At 39.1% G+C, this 24,331-nt stretch carries 26 protein-coding genes; 11 read left to right on the top strand and 15 right to left on the bottom strand.

The window, feature by feature from the left end; translation table 11 throughout:
• Nucleotides 1-506 precede the first annotated feature (506 nt).
• The 4 genes from I4641_RS15885 to I4641_RS15870 form a co-directional block, all read right to left on the bottom strand.
• The gene (locus I4641_RS15885) at nucleotides 507-1,103 is read right to left on the bottom strand and encodes a hypothetical protein (protein WP_229641545.1); all 597 of its coding nucleotides are present in this window, start codon (nucleotides 1,101-1,103) and stop codon (nucleotides 507-509) included.
• A 95-nt stretch (nucleotides 1,104-1,198) separates the two neighbouring features.
• On the bottom strand, nucleotides 1,199-1,972 hold the full coding sequence (locus tag I4641_RS15880; RefSeq protein ID WP_229641544.1) for a hypothetical protein: 774 nt from the start codon (nucleotides 1,970-1,972) through the stop codon (nucleotides 1,199-1,201).
• A gap of 86 nt (nucleotides 1,973-2,058) precedes the next feature.
• The gene (locus tag I4641_RS15875; RefSeq protein WP_229641543.1) at nucleotides 2,059-2,235 is read right to left on the bottom strand and encodes a hypothetical protein; all 177 of its coding nucleotides are present in this window, start codon (nucleotides 2,233-2,235) and stop codon (nucleotides 2,059-2,061) included.
• Complete coding sequence (locus I4641_RS15870) at nucleotides 2,232-2,579, bottom strand: restriction endonuclease subunit S (protein WP_229641541.1); 348 nt, start codon at nucleotides 2,577-2,579, stop codon at nucleotides 2,232-2,234. The genes I4641_RS15875 and I4641_RS15870 overlap by 4 nt, the downstream gene beginning before the upstream one ends.
• A 138-nt stretch (nucleotides 2,580-2,717) precedes the next feature.
• Here I4641_RS15870 and I4641_RS15865 point away from each other — a divergent pair, with 138 nt between their 5' ends.
• Entirely contained in the window at nucleotides 2,718-3,758 is a 1,041-nt protein-coding gene (locus I4641_RS15865; protein ID WP_304956532.1) for a tyrosine-type recombinase/integrase, read from the top strand.
• A gap of 10 nt (nucleotides 3,759-3,768) precedes the next feature.
• Here I4641_RS15865 and I4641_RS15860 read toward each other — a convergent pair whose 3' ends face one another.
• On the bottom strand, nucleotides 3,769-4,002 hold the full coding sequence (locus I4641_RS15860) for a hypothetical protein (RefSeq protein ID WP_229641540.1): 234 nt from the start codon (nucleotides 4,000-4,002) through the stop codon (nucleotides 3,769-3,771).
• Between the two features lie 83 nt (nucleotides 4,003-4,085).
• On the opposite strand from I4641_RS15860, the gene I4641_RS15855 reads away from it, so the two are divergent.
• The 3 genes from I4641_RS15855 to I4641_RS15845 are packed head-to-tail and all read left to right on the top strand — an operon-like array spanning nucleotide 4,086 to nucleotide 4,785.
• Nucleotides 4,086-4,337, top strand: coding sequence for a DUF4351 domain-containing protein (locus I4641_RS15855; RefSeq protein ID WP_229641538.1), 252 nt, complete (start codon nucleotides 4,086-4,088; stop codon nucleotides 4,335-4,337).
• A gap of 9 nt (nucleotides 4,338-4,346) precedes the next feature.
• Nucleotides 4,347-4,547, top strand: coding sequence for a hypothetical protein (locus I4641_RS15850; RefSeq protein WP_229641537.1), 201 nt, complete (start codon nucleotides 4,347-4,349; stop codon nucleotides 4,545-4,547).
• Between the two features lie 13 nt (nucleotides 4,548-4,560).
• Complete coding sequence (locus I4641_RS15845; protein ID WP_229641536.1) at nucleotides 4,561-4,785, top strand: DUF4351 domain-containing protein; 225 nt, start codon at nucleotides 4,561-4,563, stop codon at nucleotides 4,783-4,785.
• Here the strand turns inward: I4641_RS15845 and I4641_RS15840 are convergent.
• Nucleotides 4,769-5,359 carry a DNA-3-methyladenine glycosylase I gene (locus tag I4641_RS15840; protein WP_229641534.1) on the bottom strand — a complete coding sequence of 197 codons (591 nt, stop codon included), beginning with the start codon at nucleotides 5,357-5,359 and terminating at the stop codon, nucleotides 4,769-4,771. The two genes, I4641_RS15845 and I4641_RS15840, sit on opposite strands and share 17 nt — an antisense overlap.
• A gap of 27 nt (nucleotides 5,360-5,386) precedes the next feature.
• Nucleotides 5,387-5,746, bottom strand: coding sequence for a hypothetical protein (locus I4641_RS15835; protein ID WP_229641533.1), 360 nt, complete (start codon nucleotides 5,744-5,746; stop codon nucleotides 5,387-5,389).
• Nucleotides 5,747-5,972: 226 nt separating this feature from the next.
• Between I4641_RS15835 and I4641_RS15830 the strand changes: the two genes are divergently transcribed.
• The 3 genes from I4641_RS15830 to I4641_RS15820 all read left to right on the top strand — a co-directional run bounded on the left by I4641_RS15830 (nucleotide 5,973) and on the right by I4641_RS15820 (nucleotide 10,705).
• On the top strand, nucleotides 5,973-7,379 hold the full coding sequence (locus tag I4641_RS15830) for a helix-turn-helix domain-containing protein (RefSeq protein ID WP_229641532.1): 1,407 nt from the start codon (nucleotides 5,973-5,975) through the stop codon (nucleotides 7,377-7,379).
• Nucleotides 7,380-8,124: 745 nt separating this feature from the next.
• Nucleotides 8,125-10,047, top strand: a complete 1,923-nt coding sequence (locus I4641_RS15825) for a hypothetical protein (RefSeq protein ID WP_229641531.1) — start codon at nucleotides 8,125-8,127, stop codon at nucleotides 10,045-10,047.
• 481 nt (nucleotides 10,048-10,528) lie between these two features.
• Entirely contained in the window at nucleotides 10,529-10,705 is a 177-nt protein-coding gene (locus tag I4641_RS15820; RefSeq protein WP_229641530.1) for a hypothetical protein, read from the top strand.
• Between the two features lie 73 nt (nucleotides 10,706-10,778).
• Here the strand turns inward: I4641_RS15820 and I4641_RS15815 are convergent, their stop codons facing one another.
• On the bottom strand, nucleotides 10,779-13,496 hold the full coding sequence (locus tag I4641_RS15815) for a bifunctional serine/threonine-protein kinase/ABC transporter substrate-binding protein (RefSeq protein ID WP_229641528.1): 2,718 nt from the start codon (nucleotides 13,494-13,496) through the stop codon (nucleotides 10,779-10,781).
• A gap of 77 nt (nucleotides 13,497-13,573) precedes the next feature.
• Nucleotides 13,574-14,719, bottom strand: coding sequence for a serine/threonine protein kinase (locus I4641_RS15810; protein ID WP_229641527.1), 1,146 nt, complete (start codon nucleotides 14,717-14,719; stop codon nucleotides 13,574-13,576).
• Between the two features lie 201 nt (nucleotides 14,720-14,920).
• On the opposite strand from I4641_RS15810, the gene I4641_RS15805 reads away from it, so the two are divergent.
• Together I4641_RS15805 and I4641_RS15800 are read left to right on the top strand one after the other, a co-directional pair.
• Nucleotides 14,921-15,637: a PspA/IM30 family protein gene (locus I4641_RS15805; protein ID WP_229641526.1), complete on the top strand. Its 717-nt coding sequence runs from the start codon at nucleotides 14,921-14,923 to the stop codon at nucleotides 15,635-15,637.
• Nucleotides 15,634-17,049: an ABC transporter substrate-binding protein gene (locus I4641_RS15800; RefSeq protein ID WP_229641524.1), complete on the top strand. Its 1,416-nt coding sequence runs from the start codon at nucleotides 15,634-15,636 to the stop codon at nucleotides 17,047-17,049. The genes I4641_RS15805 and I4641_RS15800 overlap by 4 nt, the downstream gene beginning before the upstream one ends.
• Nucleotides 17,050-17,175: 126 nt before the next feature.
• Here the strand turns inward: I4641_RS15800 and I4641_RS15795 are convergent, their stop codons facing one another.
• The 5 genes from I4641_RS15795 to I4641_RS15775 form a co-directional block, all read right to left on the bottom strand.
• Nucleotides 17,176-17,874 (bottom strand): hypothetical protein, encoded by a 699-nt coding sequence (locus I4641_RS15795; RefSeq protein ID WP_229641523.1) that lies wholly within the window; start codon nucleotides 17,872-17,874, stop codon nucleotides 17,176-17,178.
• 156 nt (nucleotides 17,875-18,030) lie between these two features.
• Nucleotides 18,031-18,243, bottom strand: a complete 213-nt coding sequence (locus I4641_RS15790) for a type II toxin-antitoxin system HicB family antitoxin (protein WP_229641521.1) — start codon at nucleotides 18,241-18,243, stop codon at nucleotides 18,031-18,033.
• Entirely contained in the window at nucleotides 18,233-18,493 is a 261-nt protein-coding gene (locus I4641_RS15785; protein WP_229641520.1) for a type II toxin-antitoxin system HicA family toxin, read from the bottom strand. Before I4641_RS15785 ends, I4641_RS15790 begins: the two co-directional genes overlap by 11 nt.
• A 259-nt stretch (nucleotides 18,494-18,752) precedes the next feature.
• Complete coding sequence (locus I4641_RS15780; protein WP_229641519.1) at nucleotides 18,753-19,004, bottom strand: hypothetical protein; 252 nt, start codon at nucleotides 19,002-19,004, stop codon at nucleotides 18,753-18,755.
• A 2-nt stretch (nucleotides 19,005-19,006) separates the two neighbouring features.
• A complete protein-coding gene (locus I4641_RS15775) occupies nucleotides 19,007-19,435 on the bottom strand; it encodes a DUF6876 family protein (protein WP_229641518.1) in 429 nt (142 codons plus the stop codon).
• Between the two features lie 450 nt (nucleotides 19,436-19,885).
• On the opposite strand from I4641_RS15775, the gene mobF reads away from it, so the two are divergent.
• On the top strand, nucleotides 19,886-21,550 hold the full coding sequence (gene mobF / locus I4641_RS15770; protein ID WP_229641517.1) for a MobF family relaxase: 1,665 nt from the start codon (nucleotides 19,886-19,888) through the stop codon (nucleotides 21,548-21,550).
• Between the two features lie 188 nt (nucleotides 21,551-21,738).
• Complete coding sequence (locus I4641_RS15765) at nucleotides 21,739-22,107, top strand: hypothetical protein (RefSeq protein WP_229641516.1); 369 nt, start codon at nucleotides 21,739-21,741, stop codon at nucleotides 22,105-22,107.
• Between the two features lie 154 nt (nucleotides 22,108-22,261).
• Here I4641_RS15765 and I4641_RS15760 read toward each other — a convergent pair.
• A partial coding sequence (locus I4641_RS15760; protein WP_229641515.1) for a WD40 domain-containing protein occupies nucleotides 22,262-24,331 on the bottom strand: 2,070 nt, incomplete at its 5' end.

The following is a 24,331-nucleotide window of genomic DNA, read 5'->3' as shown; positions in this document are numbered from 1 at the left end:
CATCTATTTTCCATTTGCCGTCCTCTTTTGGAACGAATATCACCCCAAGAGCGCACGATCAACCATTCACCAAACAAATCTTGTTTTAGCTCGCAATAATAATAACGAGTTTCTCTACGCCACGATGCAGACTTCCATTGATTTACTTGGTAACTAATCATATTAGTAATTAGAGTAGACGAATGGGTTAGATATCAGCCAGTCTTTTTTACGATAATACCAAAGCTAACGCGCACGAAGAAAGAAGATAATCGGAAATTTATCATTCCTACAGCCTGTTGGCGAAGCGAATTAAGGGTGCGCCAGGAATAAAGAGCGATCGCCGATTAATTGCCGAACCCGCGCACTCTTAACGACAGGCACAACGTTGGGGTGTGGGGTGTCTCGTTGCCTAACACCCCACAAAACATACAGCCCGATAGGGCTTCCTTACAGTGCTTGAAGATATAGAAACAAAGTACGAAGACTGAAAAGAAACTAACCTTTATCAGTCCTCAAGCCATTGGCTAGAAGCCAGAAGTACTCACAGCATGGAAGCAACCAAGCTGCCAGATTGCCTCAGTGTACTGCCAATCCTCTCCTGACCTCTCTTGGGTAGGGATACGGGCTATACGAGCCATTTCTGTCGCCTGAAACTCTGTAATGCCTAGATTATGCCGATACTGCTCCTCGCTCCAGATTGGACGAGATATTTCCGCATCAGACAACACAGTAGCTACCGCAGCCTCTTTTTGAAGCTCCTGCATCAGCTTGACATTCTCTGACGACCAAGAACCGTCACTAAGGGATGATTCATACCATGCCAGAACCTCGCCTCGAAACTTTTGATTAGCCTTGAGGTACTCCCGTTCGTGGGAAGTAAACAATCGCGGATGTTCCGTGACGGCATCCCAGATAAACTTCTCAATTCTGCGATCATCAGCATATAGATCTAAACGTTCAATGGCAGATAGCACCTTGTAACGACACTCAAGCTGGGCATTATGCCAACCCTTAACCAGTTCGTCTCCCAATTCATCCTCACAAATCAGGTCAATCAGAAACTCTGGCACTCCATAATCTGCTAAATACTCAGTAACCTCTTGACGGTTAATATTCGTCATTATTTATAACCTAAATTCAGTCTTCGGGAGTGTTATGGGCTATTTCCTTCGATCGGTTATCTTCATTAATTAGCTATTCCACCTTGACCCTCAACCTAATCCAAATACTCATCTTCAATTACCCTGAGAAGTCGCTCCTCCAGTGAATTAAGAGTCGCACGATTGAGTTTTTCTAACCACTTTAAAAGACATAGAGCAGCTTCATCCAATTCGACCACCTCAGACAGTGCAGTCATCCTCTCCCCTAAGTCCAGCATTTGCTCTGACTCATCATGGGTAAACTTCATGGGCATCAGGTCATCTACCGAAACCACAAATCGATCGTTCCAAGTATCTACTACGCATTCATCTCTCTTTACTTCTGCCACGACGCACCAACAATTCTGCTTGCCTGAAACTCCAGATTTAATGCGACAGATTTCACCTTCGGCAAAAGGATTAATCGGCGGATATTTCTGATGTAGGTAGGATTTGACTGCGGATTTAACTACAGATGCAGGTGGCACTTTACCTAGAGCTATATTCACTGCCATTACCCAAACTTCGCCAGCTTCAATGGGGTTCAAATGAGCTTGAAAAATTGGTCTTAACTGCCTTTGTTTCGTAGGTAAAGGGTCATTTAGACCATTGGTCTTTAAATATTTCTCGATCGAATAATAAGTCTCAGCAGCAAGCATACAACGCTCGATATAAAGCATTGTAAAACCAAAAATATCTTCACAATAAGATTCAAAGTTATCGAAGCGATCGCGATACAACTGAAGTCGCTTAATACTCCTTAATGCCTGACCTCGAAGTACGAAACCCGTCCGTACCTGATGCTCTAATTTATCCCTAAGTTCCGCTTCTTGTGGTGAGAGAACATACAAGCTGCAATATGCTCCAGCTAGCTGCGATTACCCACTAATTCTACAACTTTTAGTGCAAATAACAGGAATTCTATCCTGTAAACTTATCAACTAGACTCACCATTAGATTTTGGCATTGCTACTTGATGCTCTGACTCCAAACGAACTCGCCATTTTTCATCAATTTCTGCTGTTAAATCGCACAAAGATTTAGCTTTCTGTTCGGCATCTTGAGCTAGTTCGAGCAAAGATAGCAGGGTCTTTTCATCTGGTAATTGCTTCATTGTAGTTCCTGCAAACGGGAAATAATTCTTCTGACACTTATTTTAGCTTCTAAAGCTCTGCCTAACTCTGTCCCTAAATCTTCGCCGACTTCTGAAATTATGGAATTGGCTACATCATCACTCGAAATACGATTGATAGTGATCTCGATCCTTCGCTCAGAGATTTCTACAAAGAGTAAAAAGTTACTGAGGGAGGCAAATAATTGAATCAATATAACATTATCTGGAAAGCTAGATAAGATTGGTCGAATTAAGTTTAAACCTTCTGTCGCCTCTCGCTCGATTTCTTCTAATTCTAAATTTAAGCGGTCTATAATAGATTGAATTTCTGGGGGAATCGACATTTATTCGTCATTTAAGAGTGCCAGCCCACAAATTTTAGCCAAAAAATTGCTACTAGCAAGTTTTGGCTACGAAAAATAACTTGTTTACCCTTGTGTTTGATTTGCTGTAAGCTTTTTTTAAGCTTTCTACTTCAAACCATGCCTATTCGACGCTTAAAAAGCGACCGCTTTTCATCATCTAGCCCTCGAAATCTAGCAACAGTCTTTACTCTACCTACTGTTAAGGCAATGGTTGACTGTTTTGAGAGATATCTTAACTTAACTATTGCTGATGGTAATGCCAGCGTTGATACGATTAAAACCTATCGCAGTCGAACCTCTGGGTTTCTTAGTTGGTGTAGAGAGCGAGAGTTTTATCCTGCTTTAGTTACTAAAGAAAATATTAAAGAATACCGCAAACATTTGGTTGATGGCGGTAAAACATCCCCAACGATTCGTTTGTCTCTAATATCCATCAAGCATTTTTATACTGCTTGTTTAGCCCAGAAACTGGTTAAGGACAATCCAGTTATCGGAGTGAAAGCACCAAGGGAAAAACGAGAAGTTGCTAGCACCATCAAGTATTTGACTGAGGAAGAGCTACAGCAGGTGTTTGATAGCGTCGCCCCTACCTATAAGATTCGAGGAGATAAAACAAAACAAGTACAGGTATTGCGCGATCGCATTCTTTTAGGCTGTATGGCACTCCAGGGCTGTCGCAGTGTAGAAATGTATCGGGCTAGTCTAGGAGACATTAGCCAATCTTACGGTCAGCATTATCTAAAGTTGGATGGTAAAAATAGCATTAGAACAGTCCTTTTACGACCCGATTTAGCAGAGGAAATAGTCCAATATCGCGCCTGTCGTAATGCCACCAAAGAAAAGCTAGATTCAGCCTCTCCTTTGGTGCTTTCACTCTCAAACCGTCGTTACGGTCAAAGATTGTCGAGAAGTGGCATTGGTCATGTTGTTGATGGTTATCTGGAAAAATGCAATCTAAAACATACTGATTTGGAACGAAGTCTCTCACCCCACAGTCTTCGTCATACTGCTGGGACATTAAGCCTTCAAAGTGGTTCTTCTCTTAGAGAGGTGCAGGATTTACTCGGACATAACGATCCTAAAACCACTGCGATTTATACCCACGTTCTCAATTCCCAAGAAAATAACCCTGCTACCAAGATTGACATAACTTTTTAATCTCCAGAATTTATTCTCCATAAATATCCTTCAAAACTCTTGCCAAAGCATTATCCGCATCCAGTAGCGCAGCATCAATACTCTCGTAGCTTTCTTTGCCATGCCAAGCATCTCCTCCACAATCAAAGGCAGCAATGAAGGAATTCATGGGATTATCTTCATGCCAGCCAAGCTCAAGCACCCCTTCATGTTCTTCCACCCAACGGGCAATATTGGGGTACTTCTTACCAAATGGATTCTTCATCGTCTCGACAACTCAAAAAATCTAACTTCTAATTTAGTATCTTAAAGAAGGACGTGATTAGTGCCGTCTTACGGGAGGAAATTATGCAGGATTCAGTAATCTATCAGGATATTAAAGAGCAAGGCGTACAAGAGGGTTTAGAACAGGGAGTACAACAAGGACAAGCCATTTTGGTTGTGCGTCTATTAAAACGTCGCATTGGCGAAATTGAATCAGAAGACGAAGTTCGCATTAACGGCTTATCTGTAGAACAGTTAGAAGCTTTAGGTGATGCTTTATTAGATTTTTCTAGTCGCGATGATTTATTGGCTTGGTTTGCTAGTAATTTAGATTAAGGATTCTATATGTTTGACCTACAAGAAACTCTGGAACGAAGATTAGCTGCTCTACAGGGCAAACCAGTAAAATCAAATCCTCCAAAACAGGCTCATCTCACTCAAGTAGAGTTAAATGATACCTCCAAGGAGTATATTATCCGTTCCTTGACTGAAGCTGGCATCTTAGATGAGCAGGGCAATGTTCGTAAGTTTAATTTTTCTAACTAAGTGATAGAACTTTATGAAGGAGTCCGTAATCTATCAAGATTGGTTGGCACAAGGAAGACCGCAGGGTCAAGTGAGTTTGATTTTACATTTACTAAAGCGTCGCATTGGTGAAATCAAATCAGAAGAAACTCGCATTAATGCCTTGTCTGTAGAACAGCTAGAAGCTTTAGGGGACGTTTTACTCGATTTCTCTAACCGTGAAGATTTACTAGCTTGGTTGGCTAATGCCCAACATTAATTTCAGACTTCATAGCTTTAATCTTCTCATAGCAAAAACAATCTGTTGTATGGTCGTTTACCATTCCTGTAGCCTGCATAAAGGCATAGCAGATAGTAGAACCAACAAACTTAAATCCTCGTTTCTTCAACTCTTTACTCATCGCCTCAGACTGGGGAGTAGTGGCAGGAACTTGTTCTAGATTCTCCCAGTGATTTTGAATTGGCTTATTACCTACGAATTGCCAAATATAGCTAGCAAAACTGCCGTATTCTGCCTGCATATCGAGAAATAAACGAGCATTAGTTACTGCTGAGGCAATTTTGAGTTTATTGCGAATAATGCCAGAATTTTGTTTTAGCTCTTGCTGTTTCTGTTCGTTAAATTGAGCTACTCGTTCGGGGTCAAAATTAGCAAAGGCTTGGCGGTAGTTCTCCCGCTTCTTCAAAACCGTACTCCAACTCAACCCTGCTTGTGCGCCTTCTAGAATCAAGAATTCAAACAGTTTTTGGTCATCGGTTATGGGAACGCCCCATTCATCATCGTGATAAGCAATTTCTAGGGGGTCATTCTTTACCCAAGTACATCTGTTCAAAAATCTGTCTCCATAACCAAAAAAACTCTAGTCAGCTCTGTGGGCTGCAAATGTAGAACGATCTCCATAGTGAAACGCGATCTCGCCTTGAATTTTGTCTTGACTTTCTAATTCCAGCCAACCGCTACCACTAGCTTCATCCATTTCATCACAGCCCTCCCAGCTAAAGGAAAGTCTTTCTTTTCCTCTGATATTTTCGATATAGCCATCAACACTGCCACTGACCAGACCAAACTGAAATTCTCCAGAACTATTGGACTGAATTTCAATAAAGGCTCGAACATCCATGTTGAAATAATCCTCGTCCCACTCGGACATTTCATCAATATGCCAAGTCCCGACAAAAGCATTTTCCGTTGATTCTCTCTCTATTTTGGTAACATTCATAATCGTTTTTAACTGGGTCTCTTTTTCTATTGTTCTACAACGAAGATATTCGATCTGATAGCGCAATAAATAGCTAATCAATATTTAAGATAATCGTTATTTCCAACCCTGTTATTACCATGAAAGCTAAACTGAGATGGCTGGAAAAAATAACTAAGAAATACACCTCTGCTTTTTTAGCCAATAGCAAGACGATCTGTGACACTCCAATTTTAGATTGAGCAGGATGGCAAGAAAACAAACTACTTCCATTGGGACGAGCAAGACAAAAACAAATATTGCTCCATTGAATATAATGGAAGTGAGTAAACTTCCCGATTTACCAAACACCGAACCACCTTTATGCAAGGAAAATGAGTATTTTACTCCTGCTGCTACCTCTGCTCCAATAGTGTCTAGTCTTAAAGCACAGTTAAGAAAGGATTTATGGTCTGAAGACCCTTCAGGACTTGCATACTTCTTACATAGTGCTAAAGGAAACCCCAAAAATTTAATCGAGCATTATATTACTAGTCCTGGTGATATATCCCTCTTACCCTGGAATGAAGCCTTACAGATTATTGATAAATTTGGCACTAATACTGCCAAACTGCATCTAATCTTTGCTGCTCATACTATGCGCCAAGAACAGCCTTGGGTAAATGAATTTAATCTCAAAATTAGCGATCTGATTGAGGAAATTGCTTGGAACAACAACGATTATCCAAAGTATGAAAAGATTAAAACCATAGCTCAACACGCCTTTGCTTTGGATTGTATAACTGTTCAAGCTACTTGGGTTGAGGGTAGACACCGAAAAGGTGGATTGATGGCGAGTGTAGAAGTTTCTCGAATGTGGAATGTTCGAGTTCATCTAGTCGGACAACAAAATTTACATGGTAAAGTCGAACAGCCAGAGGAAGGAATTATTACAGTTCGTCCAGGTTTGTGGACAAGTAGTTTTCTAAACAAAGCTGGATGCGAAGCGAGGAAAGCTTTATATCAATTTGGTTATTTGGCTCAAGATATTCTCAAAATCGATCCTTATCGAGATGATTTGGCATTACGCTTGGGGCTTCATCTAACGGTGGAAAGTCGATTCCACATTAGTGGAACTTATAAAGTACAAACCTTACTCGAAGCACTTTTGCCCAAAACCTTTATTGACGAAGCTTTGAACAACTTTGACAAAGCTCGTAAACTCACTAATCGTTGGAATCATGCTTTAAAAGTTCTATCTGAGTTGAAAAGAGCATTTCAAATTGAGTTTGACCCAGGTACTTATCCAGAAGTATTACGCCCCGACAGCAAGAGCAGAAAACCGCGAGGTTACTTCAAGCAATTACTAGCTGCCAAGATAACAATCCATCCACCTGCACCAATTCCAGAATTGCTAGCTGCAAAAACTCAACCAAAACTAGTCAAGCCCAAAAATATTTCATCTTCAAAAAAGAAGACAAACAAGTCAGCAGGCAAAGCCATCGCAGTAACAGGAACTCAAATCAAGAATGCTCGAAAAGTAAAAGGCTGGAGTCAAGGTCAGCTTGCTGGTTTTCTGGGAGTATCCCAAAATTTAGTTTCTTTGATTGAACGAGATAAACGTTCGATTAATAAGAAGCTCAGAACTAAGATAGGTAAGCTTCTGGAAATTTAAAACAAGAATTTTGTTTTAAGAACAAGAATAAAATAGGCTCTAACTATTGCTGGGTGAAGATTGTAGCTTTAAAACAAGAGCCTCCTAATACTGCCACAAACTTTCTAGAGTGGTGCAGCAAGGTTTTGTCTTTTCTTTTTAATTTGTATTGGATAAATCCTTTAGTCAGTGAGCTTTAAAGGCTTCTTCTTTCTCGCACAGCTTTCAATTATTGGCGATCGCTAAAGCCAATAGTTTACGTTTCTTAAAAGAAAATTTGTTTTAAATAAAAAAGATGAAAAAAATGAACCCAAAGCACTGATGTATATGCTTTAGGAGGTTAAAACAAAAGCATCCTGATGCTGCCATAAACTCATCCTGATGCTGCCATAAACTGCATCCTGATGCTGCCATAAACTCATTTTGCCGATCCATATGCAGCAAGCATTTCAGCGTTTTAAAACAAACCCGATCAATATATATTTGATCAATATAGATCCAACTCAAAAAACGAACTTTCGATCTCTGGCATTATTTCGTAGTCTTTGAACCTTTGTGATGCTAGATGGTCGTTTTTCAGTTAGTACATTCCATTTTCAAGCGAGTCTTCAAAATAGAGCAAAATACGGGCTTTTTTAGGGCTGTCCGAAGAAATCATCGTTGCTCTAGGTTAATAGCCCAAAATGAGTCTTCTAAGTACCGTAAAATTGATGTGCTGACAGAAAGTGGATCTCTACTTTCTGCAAAAGGCTGGAGGTAAAGAAAAATGCCCAACGATTTTCTTTTCCCTGCCAATCCCAATGCCAAAGAATTCTTTCAGTACTTTTGCCATCATTGGGACTTTATTACCGCCCCTGTGGGAACAAAAGACTGGCAAACCATCAAAAACTACAAGCTCCAACCCCGCGTATTGTGGCGTAGGTTTCAAGATAGCCAAAAGCTCCTTGGTGTCCGCTTCGGACAGTACACAAAATACGGCATGGTCGATTTAGATCGCTCCAGCCTGTTGCATTTTTTCAACAATCCTCAAGCATTTAGCGACCTCTGTGCTGCTTTTGAGCTTATTGGCTTGTGTCGTTTTGTAATTTTGTTCTCCAGTTGGACTGATGGATTACACATTTACTTCCCCCTACCCGATGAAGTAAATAGTTTTGACTTAGCCTGTGCCTTACGTATGGCAGTAGAAGGAGCGGGGTTTAAAGTCAAAGGGGGGCAATTAGAACTATTTCCCAATACTAAGCTCTACAAAGAGAATCAAAATGGGACTGATTTTAGCCATTTTAACGGTCATCGTTTGCCCTTACAGCCAAATACAGGGTCGAGACTATTAGACGACGATTTAGCCCCTTATTCTGAGGGATTAGGGGATTTCCTCGACCAAATGAATTGGGCTGCCCAGAATCAAGATATGGGGCGATTGAGAGATGTTTTATCCATCTCAAGGGATTGGTACTATCAAAGAAAATATCGCTTCATTCGGACTAGTAGTAAAAGCAAAGTCAGAGAGTGGCAAGAAGATACCGAATTTCTGATTAACGAAGGATTTACCGATTTTGGACAAACCAACGACCTCATCCGTGAAATAGGCAAATACGGACGAGTATTTAAAGCTCTAGAAGGCATAGAATTACAGCAGTACATGGTAGAAACCATTACCAACCTGCCAGGATACAAACAATACTGCCGTCACCAGCATGAAATAATAAAAAAATGCCATCATTGGGCAAGAATCATCGAACCATTTTGGTGGGCATTAGGAACTAATCCTACTCGTCATACTTCCTATCAAGAAATTAACGAGAAAGGGCAGCAAACGGTCAAAAACAGCCAACTTAACCTAGAGCGTGCTACAAACTGTCAGGAGCGTTTAAAACAAACTCTAGCTCATCTAATCGAACAGGCGATCGCCTTACCCAAAAAAGTAGGAGAACGTCTTGAATTGCTGCGCGAGACTAGTAAAAAGTTATTTGGTAAAGCATTTAGCGAACGCACCTTAAAAAAACTAGCCTATCTTCCCCTATGGCATCCCAAATTTGACGGAGAACGAACTCAACCTGCGATCGCAGATATTCAACCCGAACCAAATTCCGAAACACAAAATACTTCAGAAATCTCAGAATCCAATTCCGAAAAATCTCAAAATAATATAGTACAAGAAGATATACAGCTAGAAATCAGTCCAGTAAAAGAATCTAAAGATTGGGTCACACCCCCTGATGTAGTGCGTCAACCAAACTGCCAAGCAAAACCTCCAAAAGCCTTGCCCAGTGGTCAAATCAAAAAAATAGATCACACCTCCCCCTATATGAAGGGTTTTGAATCTGATGCTGAATTTGCCGAAGATTTATGGACTGAGGATGCCCACGAGGTAATTGAGACTGAAAATGATAATCTGGAGATTGAAAAAAAAGAGAAAAATAATAAATCCAATCCAGAACACATAACTAAAACTTATGGGGAGGAATCCGCAGAAAATCGCTCAAACCAAGATAAGAAAAACTTATCAGAGGCACAGGAAAATTACTACCAGGAATTCCTAGCTCGTCATCCCGATTGGAAGTCTTTAGATGAAGAACGCCGAAATCCAGAATATCAGAAAGGAATGAAGACCCTATTTGCCGAGGTTAAGGAAATTCTCCAGAAAAAATCAAAATCTCGTAAGTCTCGCCTCGATCGCCATGATGAATAAAGATGAATAAAAGCGAGTGATTCTCCTTGTTTTCTTTAACAGCAAAATATGGGTGTGGTGTTTTTATAGGTTAGGTTTTGTGGCGTGTTCTGGTAAGTAGTAATCCATTACGACTAATTGTGATCAACACACCCCACCTCTCAAATCAAATCAAAATTGGGGTCGCGCCGAGATACACGTAAAATCATGCCACATCTCCTTGTAACTATTACTGTGTAAGGGTTTGATTTTATACAGTAAGATCGCGATCACAAATAATCTAGATGGCAGTAAGCTTGAAAGACTTATTTTATAAAGCTTTAACCTATATTCTGCTTGGTATTATTTTTCTCCAAAGACATTAGCAGACATTTAAAATAGGGCTTACGAGGAACATTAGCAGACCTAAAACCCTATTTTTTCGTTGAATTATGTCTGCTAATAACATTTATCAGACGTAAAGAGCATGTGAAAAGTCTGTTCCTGAAACTCATTTACATCAATGCTTTCAATCCGATGTGGCACGTTTCAACATGTATCTCGGCGCGACCCCGATAACGCTGTAAACACACATCATCAAAAAGGCGAATCTATTGCTGTTAGCGATAAAAATGGCAAGGTTAAGATCGTGTCTGCTCAGGAAATTCCTGAATTTAAAAAGCGTTTAGATAAAGAGTAGTTTCTTAAGGCAGTCGAAATTTTACCCCTAACTAGATCTCCCCCTAATGGTGAATTTTGGTCTGTAAGGAAAATTAAAATTCTGTTTGGCAAACTAAATTTTTGACTTGAGTATCATTAAGAGATATGGAAACAAAGTGACGACTTCTACCTTCGCATTTAGAGAGACGTACTAGTTTAGGACTGAGGTTTTTGCGATCTCCATTTTTTTTACCAGTGTTAGAAGTATTAAATCCTATATCCCCAGATGCTCCAGGTACAGAAAAACGTGGATTATTTAACTTATCAATAGTTCCTTGCCTAGTAGGTTTTTCTTGTCTATTAATTGCCTCAATCATAGCTCTAGTTGCATCGTAAGCCATCGCTGTATTTCCATTAACATTCTCATTCCATAATTCAAACGCTTGCTTACTAAAATCACTATTTGAATTTTTATCTGTATGATGCCAAGGAGTAGCTGCAATTAGGTTGACTGAAATATCTGTGTTAATACTTTCAACCTCTGAATTAACTAAAGGATTTCCACCTAAAATTAAGCGTTTTCCCTTGTCTACTTCTATTATTTCAATAGCCTTAGCTAAGGCATTACTTGTTAGCCCGTCTGGTAATACCAAAAAAATATTAATTTCATTTTCTTGGTCGTTATCTATCGCATTCAGTGCTGCTTTTGTAGAAAAATTTTCTTCATCAGCAAGGTCAAAATGACTGAATTTTTTTACAACAGTAGCGTTTCCTCTCTCACCAATTTTATCAATCAAAGCATCTCTTAAATCTGTACTATAGTCACTCCTGGGATTATAGAAAATTGCAATTTTTTTTTCTTCTAGATCATAGTTATTAATATAGTTTTCTATAACGGCAGCTTCTTGTTCAGTAGTGGGAACAACACGGAAAAAATTATCTCCTATTCTTTTAGAAAGACTTCTGACTGTACTTCCATATGATATTTGAGGCAAGTTGCCTTTATTATAAATTCTAATAGTATCAAGAGTTCTACCACTGGCGTAAAGACCAATTATGCCTACAATATTTTTATTATCAGCAATTGGATTGGCAACTTCTATAGCTTGTCCTTTTTTATTAGCGTCATCAGCAATAACAACTCTTAGACCTTTATTAAGACCCATCTGTAAATCAGGTAAAAAGTTAAATTTAATTAATTCTTGTTCGATTTCAGAATTAGAGTTGGATAACCTTAGATTGACTTGAGTTTGCGCTTGAGCTATACCTCTGAGGAAATCTTTGGAGATATCAGAACCTTTGAGTGTACTTCCATTGACCATTGAACTAGTTTTAAAACTATAAGGAACTGATATCGCAATAGTTTCAGTTTCGATTTTATAAGCATCAAGTAACGCATTGTTTAAGTAGATAAGGCTTTCAGGATCTCCATGATCTCCCCATACTTCTTGAAAGCTTTCTAAAGCTTGTTTATAATTCTTTTCTAAAAAAAACTCGGCAGCGCGATCTCTACCAATAGCCACAGATGATGGATTTAATACTTCCTCCCCACAGCTGTATGAATCACCTAATTTTAAAGAGCAAACTTTTTGATTACTTCCCAAAATAAAAGCAGTTGTTGTTACTCCTAATAAAGCAAAGGTGCTTAGAGCAATGAACTTGATTTGTCGGCGATGTTGATTATAAAAGTTAATAACAGGATTTCGTTTAGGATTAATAGGTGGCTCAGAATCGATTATGCTTTCTGACCCTCCTTGAACACTATTAACATCTTCTTGGCTTATATTATAATTGCCTGGATTTTCGCCAATTTGAAGAACATCTACTTGAATGGGTTCTACTACTTCTTCAACTGAGGGAGATACAATTTCAGGTTGCTGCTGTTCTTCATTAATATTTTCAGGTTCTTGTAGATCTTTGTTATCTCTATCGTCTGTAGTCTCTTCAGGTTTTTGTGATTCTAATTCTTCTATAGCTTCTAGAACCTCCTCAACACTTTGATAGCGATCGTCAAAATGATATTGAATCATTCTAGATATTATCTTTTTAAATCCAGAACTAGTATGAGATGCGTGCTCTTCCCAAAGATAATTAAATCTTCGATCTCTCAATGGGAAATGATTGGAATCGTGGATTGCAGCGATTGAGAATCCTGTTACTGATTTCATAATCATGATACCTAAAGCATAGATATCGCTATTTGGTTGAGGATTACCACTACGCTGTTCGACAGGAGTATATCCATCAGAACAAATTATCCTGGTGCGTTTTATCCCAGAATTATTCATCTGTTCTGTAGCAATTTCTTTGACCGCACCAAAATCAATTAAAACTAATTTACCATCACTTTTACGACGTATAATATTAGCAGGTTTGATATCTCGATGAATAACATTGTTTTGATGAACAAATATTAATATGTTCAATATTTCTCTAAGAATACAAATTGCGTTTTCTTCTGAGAACTTTACTCCAGATATAATTTCTTCCTTGAGACTTGATCCTTCAATATACTCTTGAACAATATAGTAATAATTCTCTTCATAAAAACTATCTAGATATTTAGGAATATCAGATGATTCGGCTCCTAATCTTTCTAGAGCATCTGATTCGCGCTCTAATTTTTCAATATATTCAATATATTCAACATCGGAGGTGCTTTGATCGTTATCTAATTGAGATAATTTAATTTGTTTGAGTGCTACCTCAGAAGTAGGTTGATTGCTCTCGCTAGTATCTCTTACCAAATATGTAGTTCCAAACCCGCCACTATCTAAAGATCGAATAATTCTGTAACGGTTATTAACTAAATCGCCTATACCAAAGGACATACAGCCAACTGAGTACATGAGGTTATATCAGAGGTATTTTATAATTTGTGATTAAAGATATTTGAATTACAGCTAAATCATTTAATGTTTTCTAACATTTCTTGTGCTGACTGATAGCGATCGCCAAAATGATAGCTAACAGCACGAGCGAGCGTATCTGCAAAGAGATCGCTAACCTCAGCATATTTACGCCAAACTTTATTTCCTGTCTTGGGATTTATCTTGAATTGATGTGGCTGAATCCCTGTTAAGGCACGAATGGCAATCATCCCAACGGCGTAAATATCGCTGGCAAAAGTAGTCATTCCCATTAATTGTTCGGCGGGCATATAATCTTTCATCCCTTCAGCAAAAGTACTGTGAGATAAAGAATTTACTTGGAGATTAACTTCTTTGATAGTGGCAAAGTCTGTAAAAACCCATTTATTCCCTGAGAGAATAATATTGTCAGGATTAAGATTGCGATGAGTTATATTTTTCTCCTGAATAAACACTAAAACTGTTAATAGACTGTGCAGTAACTCTTTGACTTTTAATTCCTGCCAAGGTTCTTCTGTAAGTAGTTCGGTTAGAGCTTTGCCTTCTATTTGCTCGTAAACTAAGTAAAGCGAGCGATCTTGAGTAAAATAAGCCAATAATTCTTGTATTTGATAATGTTTGCCAATATGAGATAAAGCTTCTCCTTCTCTCTCAAACTGCTTCCTGATTTTTGGTGTTTGGTGGTTGCGTTGAATGACTAAACAAGGTTTATCTCTTAAACAACGATCAATTGCCCTAAAGTGTCTTTCTCCAGAATCGCGATCAAATAAATGTTCCTCAATTTCATAGCGATCCTGTAACTTCTCTCCTTCCATTGTTGCCCCAGGAATATCAATTAATTCAAAATTGTCTTCTTCTTGTAATTGATTTATCCGATCAACAAAATGCCACAATTTTTTTTTATTGATTCTATATTCAGGATCGAATATCTGAGAATTGTGAGCAGCAGCACTTAGTTTATTCCATAAGTCAAAAGCTAAGTTACGAGAGATATATTCTACAGTATAAAAATTTAACTGTTTTTCTTGCTGCTGCATATTTTGATAAGTTAGCCTTGCTAAAGAACCATGAATAATTGCTTGTTCAATCTCAGTTAATTTTAAATTTTTATTTTGCTCAAGAAATCTATTTATAATTTTTATTCCTCGATCTATATCGCTATGGCAATTGTCTAAAAAAGTCATGTCTAGTATCGTTTTGAATTTATTTGAGCAAGAATGCTGATAATTACCTACTTGTTATTGAATCATCTTATTGATTTCGTGAATAGCAATAAATGAATAAAATGAAATCTTAAAAAAAAAGCTATGAATAATATGAATTGGCAATTACAAATATTGTTTTTAAGTTAAGTAGTAATACAACAAATAATTAACTTAAAAATAATGAAACAGGTAAATCCTAAAAAAATTACCTATTGGCTACTAGGGGAAACAGCAGGCAGAATTTCAGTAGCATTGTGGAAACGCCTCTGGGGAATGCCTCTTGAAGCAGGTGGAAAAGTAGCACAGAAAGTAGCCCAAGAATCGATTGTCTCCATGCAAGAATCGATTGCTCAATTATCAACTGCTGTAGCAAAGGTAGTTTCTACCTATAATCTGGCACAACAGCAGTATAACAATAAGCTTAAAGACTATCAGGAAGCAGAAAGACAGGCACAGCTAGCTCACAACAAAGGTAATGAAGAGGCAGCCAGACTAGCCATCACTAAGGCAATCGCTATTGAAAAAATCCTACCCCAGTTAAGCGAACGGGTAGGGGCAGCACAAATGACTATGAATAAAGCTAAGGCGAAGCTAAAGCGAGAAACCGAAAAGTTAGAAGCTTATAAATTAGAACTAGAGAATTTAGAATCTTTAACTCTGGTAAATCAAGCAATGGCTGAGATGGGGGGAATTTCTACTGAGTGGGGTTTGGACTCAGCGCGATCGCAATTTGCCGAAGCAAAAAATGGTATTGAGAAACGAGCCTTGCTCGAAGAAGCTAAAGCAGAACTAACGGAAAATCCCAATGATGTACTAGCAGATGAGATCGATGCCTTATCTCTTGAAGCTGAGATCGAGAAAAGATTTAAAAATTTAAATAGTCAGCAAGAATCATGAGCAAGAAATCTATAAAAGCTCCTCCTCCTATTGTTTTTATTTTATTATTTGCTCTGGGTCTGTTGGGATGGTTTAAATTTCAGTCCGTCAACTTTCAAAATGACAGCCATCCTTTCAAAGAGGCAGTGTCAAAATTTCCAGTAGTTTCTGGTCGTGAATTATCTTTATTCAAACGTTTCAGTTTGGGGGAGAGAATGCTCATTACAGCAAATTTCACGGCTGAAAAGAAAGATGGGACTATTGCCTATGGTAAGAAAAAGTTTGCTATTGCTCAAGAATATTTTGAACAGTCCCTCACTAAATATCCTAACGACCCTGAAACACGAATTTATCTAAATAATGCTCAAGTAGCCCATCAAAAACCGATTAAAGTTGCTGCGATTGTTCCTATCGGCTCAAATTTAGATGTGGCACAGGAAATGCTCAGGGGTATTGCTCAGGCACAAACGGAGTTAATTCTGCAAGGGGTTAAATTACAGATTCAAATCGTTAATGATGAAAACAATACCGAAATTGCCGAACAGGTAGCCAAAGCATTAGTGAAAGATTCTGAAATCTTAGCAGTCATTGGCTCAAATGCGTCAAATGCGTCTTTGGCAGGGGCAAAAGTGTATCAGCAAAATGGCATGGTGATGATCACTCCTACTAGCACAACAGAAGAGTTGTCTAACTTTGGCGACTATATTTTTCGTACCGCACCAACTAATCAGGAGATGGCAGATGCTTTAGCTGACTATGTGGTAAATATTGCCAAACGAAGAAATGTGGCGATTTGTTTTGATTCTCAAGCTCCCGATAATGTCACTTTCAAGGACGCTTTCATTCCTGCACTAATAGCTAGGGGAGGTAACTATGTTAATACTCAATGTGATTTTGCTACACCTGACTTTAATGGGGAAATATCGGTTAACAATATAATTTCCAGTGGAGCAGAAGCGGTATTGCTAGCACCTCATATCGACAAATTAAATCGAGCGATAGACCTAGCCAGAGCCAACAATTGGAAAATGGTTTTACTAGGTACTTTTTCTCTCAATACTTCTAAAATAACCCAGTCTGGACAGGGAGACTTAAATGGAGTCGTTTTACCTGTACCCTTCCATTATCAACAAGATTCTGCTCAAGAATTCATGACTACGGCTTATGACCTTTGGGGAAAAGATGCTCCAATTACTTGGCGTACTGGGACTTCTTATGACGCTACTAAAGCGATCTCTTTGGGCTTACAACAAAACAATACCAGGGAGGGTTTAAAAGATATTTTACGAAATTCACAATTAACCATTGATGGATCTAATAATCAGTTTCAGTTTTTGCCATCTGGCGATCGCACAATTGAAACCGCTTTAGTCAAGGTTAAAGCTAATCCCCAACAAGGATATTATTTTGAATTGCTGCCAGACTCGCAATAATTCAGCATAAAGTAAGTATTGCAAGAACCTTCATGTGTTAGTTGGAGGTTCTATATTTGCAAGGTTACGGCACTATAAAGATACTGAAAATATAAGAGCCAATTTGTTTTAAGCCTTGACCATAGCTCAAACAGCGATCGCTCGCGATGCCTCAACATCCATCACTTTAATCGTTTCCATTTCTGCCTGAAGCAAATCCAAATACTCGGCAAACTTCTCAGCATCAATCTTCTCGCGCAGGGTAGCCACACAATCAAGAATTAGCGTTCTCGCCTCCACAGGATACCCTGCAAAAGCCCTGGTCAAATTCTGATAGACCTTCCTCATCAAAGCAAAATTCATCAGAGTAATCGTCGGATCTGCTGCCATCAAGCATAGATGATTCGTCTTATCTGGTGCAGCGATCGCAATCCGAGTGATGGCTTCTAAGGGAATAGCCCCACGATAACAACAATTGCCCAATCCATTGAGACTCATTTCCTGATAGTTACCGAGAGTGTGTAGCCTGTCGCGAACCCAGATAGTCCTCTCCTCTAGAGTCGATCCAGGGATAGCACTTTCATGACTCGCTTGAGCTATGTAATCCTCATCTGGAAGCAGATTTACTCGATCTAATAGATTAGAATCAACTTCAACAACAACAATCCGCTCCTCCTTATTAGCCGTAAAGTAGCCATAATAGGGAGCATAGGCGACAGTCAGATACACGCAGTCGCCTCGTGAGGGGCATTTCTCCCAGTTCCCATATCGTCCACCTCTGGGCTGCAAACCATCCTTCAAAATCTGTTGGAGGTAGCGTTCGGAAGTCCCGTGATAAAACTTCATCTCAAGCCTATGTTAAATTAGCCAAAATCACCTTCAGTTCAGTCTCTTGGCTATAGCTAGTCTGGAGAAGAACTACTATTTTCAAAACAATAATCACTTTTCTGAACCAATGATTGCTTTTAGGGAAATATTTGACAGCAGTTCTAAAAAACCTACTCAAGCATAAAGTAATCGTCCTTTAGGAGTAGGAATATCACGTCCCAACTCTTTAGCCGTATCAATCCATTCTTGGATGATAGTCTCAGCATTAGTCACTGCTTCTACATAGGTTTGACCGTCTGCCATACATCCAGGTAATTCTGGGACTTCTACTATAAAAGCGTCGTCTGAATCGCTCCAATAAATAATCAATTCATATTTAACCGACATTACTATCTCCTAAACCATATTTAACAATTAGGTTTCTAATTTGCTTAACCTGATAGCCTTTGGCTTTGCTACCTTTGGGCTGGATATTAACTATTTCCTCTACATTATCTCTGGTAAAGATGAAATGGTCGCCTTTAACTCTTTTCTCAAAGCCGAGTTTCTCAAGTAACTGACATAGTTCGGCGAATTTTATATTGTTATCGGATGTTCCCGTAAGAATCCTTTGTAGTAGTTTCTCGTATTTACCCATCCCTTAACCCACAAATTTCTACACCAAGATAACCTAGATACTTATAAAGTAAGGTTCTGGGAATTATCTACTAGAAGTAGAGACTGAAAAAATAATAGAAATAGCAATATTTTGCTTGAAATGTTCGGTCAATTAAGTAATCCTATAGTCTCTTGTTCAACTTCGATGTTGGGGTGGCTCTACCCAAGTCGCTCCTTCATCACCTTAAATCCTCGAACCATGCAGGATTGAGACAGTTTCACAACTACGTTGTGGTAAGTCAAATCAGAACCCCTAATTCCCCCAATAAATCCAGCACCACATACAGAAAAACCAGGAAAAATAAACCCCAAAAATACCTTTCAAAAATCGTCAACCGTTTTTCAAAGGTTTTCGCTTTTTCTTTCGACATAAAACAAGCCTCAAGACAATAATCCATTTGACTGCTTATCTCACGCTCCAATTCCAGTAGATCCTTAGCCGAATATTCGGGAGTAAATTCTATCTCCCCATCATAAATATCAGTTTCCATAGTTAATACTCCGAAGGAAGATGAATTACCCAACCGATTCCTTTCTCTCCAACGACTCGAAGGTCTAGGCGTTGCGAATAAAGACAAAGAGGCTCTGGAGTGGTAGGAAAATCGGTAAAAGGAATCTCGTGGGAATATACAAGTTCGTCCTTGTCCCACTCGCAGTTAAGTTTTGCCGAAGCATCATCGGCAACCAACAGATGCCAAAACTGAAGCCGTTGTAGTTCGGGGTGCTTGGCGATGCGGGGCGTTTTTTGTAGCAGCCCAATCAGGTCAAAGAGCCAAAAACAACCCAGCTTATCTCCCATGTACCTCGTGCCATCGGTCAGCAGTACATTAGGGAAGTAAGGACTACAGCGATGATAGCTCGTCGTACCCGTAAATTCAGCCAGGTCAATACCTAGAGCCTCTCCCATTTCAATGCGATTCATTTCTATTTCTCCTGTTCAACGTCATCAAGTTTGAAAAGGTCAACTTTTATAAACAACTTTTCAACCGCTTCGCCATTGAACAAGTCATTCATAAAAGTCGAACTTGACCACAATTTTGCCCACTGTGAACGCCCCATTTGTGAGGGGCTTTTGTTGGGCAAAATCATGGAAAAGTTATCTTTTCCAATTTTTTAAAAGACTTTTTTCTCCCCAGAAAAAAGTCCATCGAGCTACCAAGTAGCTCTCCGCCTCAAAGTTACTCATGAGTAACTTTGAGGCAAGACTCGCGCCCGAATCGAGCGCGAAAAACCCCAAGACCAAAACCATAAGAACGGCGGGCTTCGACTCGAATCCCGCCTGACACATTTGCACGCATGGTAGCGTGGTAGAAGAAAGACAAATAAGACTCCAAACACCCACAATTAAGTCAAATCGCCACGTTTTTAGAAAATGGACAGCATTGGGATAATTCATCGAGGTAGAGCTAATTACTACCTAAATAATCAGCACGAAAAATATTATGCTTCAGAAAGCGAAGCTCCTGGTTTCTTTTATGGGTCGGGAGCGCAATCTTTTGGCATCGATACTGATGATATTAAGCACCAAGATTCTCGCTTGAAAAACTTATTTAATGGTCTATCTCCCGATGGCAATACCACTATGAGAAGAGGCGGTAGTACCGTCAGAATCTATGTCGATCAAAAAACTGGAGAAGAGAAAAAACACAATCCAACCTTAGCTTACGATCATTGCTTTAGTGCGCCCAAAGACGTTTCTATTCTGATGATGATGCTGCCCGAACACGAATCAGAAAAGCTGGTGAATCTCCACAATCAGGCTGCCAAGAAAGCAATGGACTATCTCGACCAAAATGCTACCTATACTCGCAGCACAGAGACTCAGCCCGACGGCAGTAGAAAAACCTTCTGGCATCAGGCAAAGTCAACCTTTGCTTGTTTCACTCACATCACCTCCAGAGCGAAAGATATGCAGCTTCATACGCACTGCGTCCAAATCAACAGTGGAGAAAGATTAGACGGTAAAGGCTATGGTGCGGTCGATGGTAAAAAGACTCTCCAGGCACGTTACACCGCAGGGCAAATCTTTTTAAGCGATCTCAGGCGATCGCTGGAAAAGGAATACGGAATCAAAACCTTCGATCGCCAATTTTCCAATGACTCTGGTTGTAGCTTTGGCATTCACGGCATATCGGGAAAAGTTACCAAACACTTTAGCAAGCGCAGTCTGGAGATTAAAGAAAAAACCAAAGAGAATATGAGTGCTGCTCAAATTCGCAATGTTGTCCTTAAATCGCGTCAGGCTAAAGACCACAACCAGGATATCGGTGAATTAAAGCGTCGGTGGCGCAGGGAACTCAAACAAATGGGCTGTAGCCTCAAAAATGTGATTAACCAGCAGAAAGCAAAGACTATGCGCTCAACCAGCTACGATAATGAGATTGCTGCTGTGCTGGCAAAACGTAAGGATGAATCATTTAACAAACACCATGTCCTCAATGCCACTATCAAGGTAGCTGACGGGGAGCTATCGGTAGATCGGGCAAAAGCTATTTCAGATTTGTTTCTGGCGAAATATGCCCAGGCTAACGAACAGGATGCCGATAAATTTAGCCTGACGGATAAAGCCAAAGCAATTTCCACTATTAAAGATAGGACTAAAACCCAAAAGGTAATAGAGATAGCCAGACAAATTATCTTATGGCATCGGGAGAAACGCCAAGCGGTGCTAGATAAGAAGTTTAAGAAGAAAGAGCGGGAGTTTGAGAAATTTCAGAAGAAATCTTTCAGGCTATATATGAAGGGCAATATTAGCCGTCAGCAGCATCTTCTAATCCAGCAGGATTCAAGAATTATGAATGCCAGCAAATTCACTCTCAATACCTATCAGGCGTTGGGATTGCTGAAGAAGCAGCAGGTAGATCGGGTTTTGAATCAGAGGAAGCGAGAGGAGAATGAATATTACAACATTTTCATTGCCCATAAGAAGGGATTTATCAGCGAAGAACAGGCTAAGGAGCTAAGAATAGCTGAATGGCGCAAACGTGAAATTGCCAAAGAGAAGGAGCAGGACAGAGGACGAGAACGACCTATATAAAAGATTTTGAGCGTTCTATGTCAGATAAACTGAAGCAGTGTCGTTACTATTGCAGATAAGGGAAAGAAAGTTGATTTTTCTTTGCTTGGTGTCTTGAATGCCAAAACAACAGTAACTCATTGAATTTATTGTTATTTCTTAAATGCCTCTATTCAAGGGATTCAAGACACTAAGTAGAGGAAACTATTATGTTCCACAAATCAATGACCCGTTCTGAATTTCTGTTTTGGCGTTTTGTTAATGATGTAATGAACGTTAATCAGAATTCATCTCGTTCATATCCTCTGGTATATGAAAATCGTAATGTAACTCATCTCTGTTCTTTACTTAAACTTGAGATATGTATATTTGAGAAGGAATTTGAGGCTTTAATCACAATTGCAATTGATGAAACTTCTGTCAGCTCAAACAAATATCTCAGTCAAATAGCTAAAGCAGGGAAAAACAATTTCGATGTTGTAGCTAGTCGTAAGTTCACCTGGGATGAATTTTCTTTCGATGAATTTCGTAACTGGATTCTGAACAACGGAATTTGGTCTTTTTCTGATAAAGGTTAATTAACTCAGAAGTTTTGTGTGTTTGTACTTTGGTTTTACCTAAAACAACACATACCAATATCTAACCCACACATTATCTAGTTGATTTAATTGACGTAACCCATTGCCCCCACACCAATGCACCGCAGGTACAAACAGACTAGCTACCAAGGGTCTAAAGCCCTTCACAAATCTCCTTGTCTTCTTTGCTGATATTTTGGTTATTGCTGAGATAATCCTTAGCCCACAGGCAACCTTTCATTAGTACATTGTCTAAGTCAAAATCCCATAACATTAACTTGTCCCGCCCAGCAGAGGCAAGAACTTTATGATCGGGACTAAATTTTAGATGCCGAACATTATTTGAATGCTCAGTAAGGGTATAAATTAATTTACCTTGATTGCTCCATAGTTTGATGGTCTTATTATCATTGCTAGAAGCAATCATCTGTCCTTCAGAACTGAAATCAATCTCAGCATTGTTGTCAACAAGATCAGTAAATTGGGATGTTTGAAATGATTGAACTATGTTGTATTCTGAATTCCATACATTAACTTCTCCGTTTCCACGTATTGAGGCTAGATATTTTCCATTAGGACTAAAACGAATGGAATAAAATTCAGCAGGATTTCTTTTTACAAGTTTGTTTGGCTTATTGAGTTGAAGATTTTTAAGTAATCTACCATTTAGAGTCCAAATTTTAATCTGAGTTTCACCAGCAGAAGCAAGAGTTTTATTATCGGGACTAAATGCTAGTGAAATAATTTTTTCTGAATTTTCCCGATGCCCAGTAAGGGTGTGCAGTAGTTTACCCTCAAGATTCCATAACCGTATTGTGTTATCAGAACTAGCAGAGGCAATCATTTCTCCGTCAGGACTGAATGCCACACTCACAACATTATTCGTATGCCCAGTAAGGGTGTGCAGTAGTTTACCCTCAAGATTCCATAACCGTATTGCGTTATCAGAACTAGCAGAAGCAATCATCTGCCCGTCAGGACTAAATGCTATACTCCAAACTTTCTGGTGTGGCTCAGTATTTGTATGCCCAGTAAGGGTGTGCAGTAGTTTACCTTCGGTATTCCAAAGCTTGACTTTATCGCTACTAGCAGAAGCAATAATCTGTCCGTCAGGACTGAATGCTATATCCCAAACTTCATCCGTATGCCCTTCAATTGCCTGAAGTAAATTATCTTTGATCTTCCAGATTTTGATTGTGTCACCGCCAACAGAAGCAAAAGTCTTTCCGTTGGGATGAAATTTAAGTAAGCCATGATTAACAGAATCAGTCGGAAAGGATTGCAATAGATTACCCTGGAGATTCCAGACTTTAGTTTCAAAATTGTCGTCAGAAATTATGCCTTTACTATCAGGGCTAAATTTAACTTCAGTCACCTTATCTTGATGACCACGTAAAACAGCACTTTCTTCACTTGTTACCACATTCCATAACCGTACTGTTTTATCGGAACTAGCAGAGGCAATCATCTCTCCGTCAGGGCTAAATGCGATTCTCCAAACTTTGGCTGTGTGACCTTTGAAGGTCTGTAGCAGTTTGCCTTCGAGACTCCAGAGTTTAACTGTGCCATCAGAACTAGCAGAGGCAATCATCTGCTTGTCAGGACTGAAAATAACTTCGGAAGTTCCTTCTGTGAAAGTATGAAGTAATTCTCCTTTGTTACTCCAAATTTTAAAAGTTTTTGAATAGGAAGAGAGTATAGTTTTCCCATCAGGACTAAAATAAAAGAATCTAATATTTTCTTGATTACTACCAAAAGTATGAAGTAATTCTCCTTTGTTACTCCAAATTTTAAAAGTTTTCAAGCCAGAGGCAGATACAATAGTTTCCCCATCGGGACTAAATTTTAAATCGGTAATACGGTCTTGATAACCACTCAAAGTGTAAAGTAATTTACCTTGGAAATCCCACACCTCAATTGTGTTGTCTGGACTAACAATAGCAAAAGATTTACCATCAGGACTAAATTCTATACCTTGGTAGTATCCATCATATTCATCTTTTGGTTGTCTTTTTTGTATAGACTTTATATGATTGCCCTTATGATTCCATATTTTAGCAGTCCCATCCCCAGAGGCGGAAACAAGCCTTTTGCCATCGGGACTAAACACTAGCGTATAAATATCATCAGTGTGACCGTTCAAAGTATAAAGTAATTCACCTTGCTGATTCCATACTTTAGCAGTCCCATCCTCAGAGGCGGAAACAAGCTTTTTGCCATCGGG

The organism is Waterburya agarophytonicola KI4, assembly GCF_020640915.1.
Classification (GTDB): Bacteria; Cyanobacteriota; Cyanobacteriia; order Cyanobacteriales; family Xenococcaceae; genus Waterburya; species Waterburya agarophytonicola.
This window is presented reverse-complemented; position numbering and strand designations above follow the sequence as displayed.